The sequence below is a fragment of the Daejeonella sp. genome (genome assembly GCF_049655485.1).
Classification (GTDB): Bacteria; Bacteroidota; Bacteroidia; order Sphingobacteriales; family Sphingobacteriaceae; genus Daejeonella.
In genome coordinates this window covers 1-2,496 of record NZ_JBASJU010000292.1, presented here as the reverse complement: position 1 = coordinate 2,496, position 2,496 = coordinate 1, and the positions used below count along the sequence as shown (strand labels likewise).

At 39.3% G+C, this 2,496-nt stretch carries 2 protein-coding genes; both read left to right on the top strand.

Annotation, left to right across the window (positions count from 1 at the left end; translation table 11 throughout):
• The coding region (locus tag WBJ10_RS12250) for a TIGR01212 family radical SAM protein (protein WP_424290690.1) at positions 1–692 on the top strand (692 nt) is incomplete at its 5' end.
• Between the two features lie 407 nt (positions 693–1,099).
• Positions 1,100–2,496: ammonium transporter (locus tag WBJ10_RS12245; RefSeq protein WP_424290688.1), on the top strand; the 1,397-nt coding region annotated here is incomplete at its 3' end.

Below are 2,496 nucleotides of genomic sequence, written 5' to 3'. Positions count from 1 at the left end.
TCTATTTCCAGCCCAATACCAATACATACGCTCCAACTCACTATTTAAAGATGCTGTACGACGAAGCATTAAGTATTAATACGGATAGAATTGTGGGGCTTTCTGTAGGTACCAGGCCAGACTGTATAGATTTCGAGAAACTAGCCCTACTCGAAAGTTATACTGATCGGTTTGATGTAGACCTGGAAATGGGTATGGAATCAATATATGATGACACCCTTTCCAAAATTAACCGCGGCTGTACTCACCAGGAACTGTTAAATGCACTCGACCTGGCCCGCGGTTCTAAAGTGGATATCTGTGTTCATACCATTTTTGGTTTCCCCTGGGAAACACATGAAATGATGCTCAAATATGCGGAGGAGATCAATCGGTTCCCTCAGATTAAGTTTGTAAAACTCCACCACCTTCATATCGTTAAAGGTTCAATAATGGGTAGCCGCTTTGCAAAGGAGCCGTTTAAAACCTTCACCATCGACGAATACACTGATTTTATTGCGGAATTCATTCCTCTTCTTCGTCCCGACATCGTCTTGCAAAGATTATTTGGACTTGCAGACTTCGATCTTTTAATTGCTCCTAACTGGGGGATGAAAAAATCACAGATCCAAAGCTATATTGACAAACGCCTAGAAACAATGGGTGTTATTCAGGGAAAGAATTATATTCCGAATACGGTTTTGGCCATTTAGCCTGTTTGCTAAATTAATTTACATGCTGCTTTCTTATGCAGACTGCGGAATCTTGTTTCTATTTATCTTTTGATATCCGCTTATCATTCTTCACAAATCGATATTTTTTTATGTGCTCTTTAGCATATTGAAATCTTTTTTAATATGAATTTTCGAAGTTTTTAGCTGAAAATGACAATATTTTTTGCTTTGGATACGTATTTTCAAAGGTAATCCGTCTAATACTCGGTATATGTCGATTAAAATCTATTATTATGGTGTTTTTTGGTGACGTTTTTGAATCAGATCAGTTTTTTACTTAAAATGTTCAATTTTTATTCATAAAAATTATAATTAATCAATTTATTTCATAGTTTTGGTAATAATAATGCGTAGTTATTTATTTTTAACACTTAACATATATTAAAATGAGTAAAATTCAGTTAAGACAGGTTGCTCCTTTTGTAGTTTTATCTGCAGTTGCCATTGCTTCGCTTTTTGCGACGTCCTTGCCTAATTATGATGATGGAGGTAAATATAATGGAGCAGATATAGCCTGGGTATTGGTAGCCACTGCGCTCGTTTTTTTGATGACCCCGGGTTTAGCCTTTTTTTATGGGGGAATGGTGCATCGCAAAAACGTCATCTCTACAATGATTAAAAGTGTGGTTGCGGCGGGAGTTGTTAGTATTTTGTGGGTTACAGTTGTGTTTAGTTTGGCCTTTGGAGAAACTCAGGGTGGATTTATAGGCAATCCTGCGACTTTCCTATTTTTTAAAGGTGTAAATTCTGGTGCTCCATGGAGTTTAGCTCCTACTATCCCTTTAACATTGTTTGCTTTATTTCAGCTCATGTTTGCAATCATAACTCCGGGACTGGTCGTGGGGGCTGTTGCTGAACGAATTCGTTTCACTTCATATATACTATTTATCTGTCTTTTCAGCTTATTCGTTTACGCACCCTTGGCCCACTGGACCTGGCATCCTGAAGGATTTCTTTTCAAAATGGGAGTTTTTGATTTTGCAGGAGGTACAGTTGTCCATATTTCTGCTGGAATGGCAGCACTGGCCGGCGCATTGGTTTTGAAACGTAGACGCGTGCATATGGAAAATCAGGAAATCCCTCCTGCGAATATTCCATATGTATTAATTGGTACAGGTCTTTTATGGTTTGGCTGGTTTGGGTTTAATGCAGGTTCTGCTCTCGGTGCTAATGCCTTAGCTGTCTCTGCTTTCGCAACAACCAATATAGCTGCTGCTGCTGCAGGATTATCCTGGATGTTTTTCGATGTTCTAAGAGGCAAAAAGCCTTCCGTGCTAGGATTCTGTATAGGAGCTGTCGTTGGATTGGTAGCAATTACTCCGGGTGCAGGTTTGGTGGCAATTCCTCAAAGTATTTTCATCGGAGTTGTAAGTGCAATTATTTCAAACCTGGCAGTGTATTGGAAATCTAAAACTAGTTTGGATGACACCTTAGATGTATTTCCATGCCATGGTGTTGGTGGAATAGTTGGTATGCTGCTAACTGGTTTGTTGGCGACCAAAACAGTCAATGCCGCTGGTGCTGATGGGTGGTTTTATGGAGATGCTGCTTTCTTTTTCACCCAGCTAAAAGGAGTGGCCATTGTGGTTGCATTTAGTTTTACGGTCTCGTTTGCAATTTTCAAGTTCATTAACTTTATACAACCGATCCGGGTAAGTACTGAAGAGGAAGAAGAAGGTCTTGACGCAAGTCAGCATAATGAGAAGTATAGCCAGGGAACTCTAATCGTAAGTGACAATGGTTCAGTTTATGAAACAGATGCAGAGAGGGTTAAACAGATAAT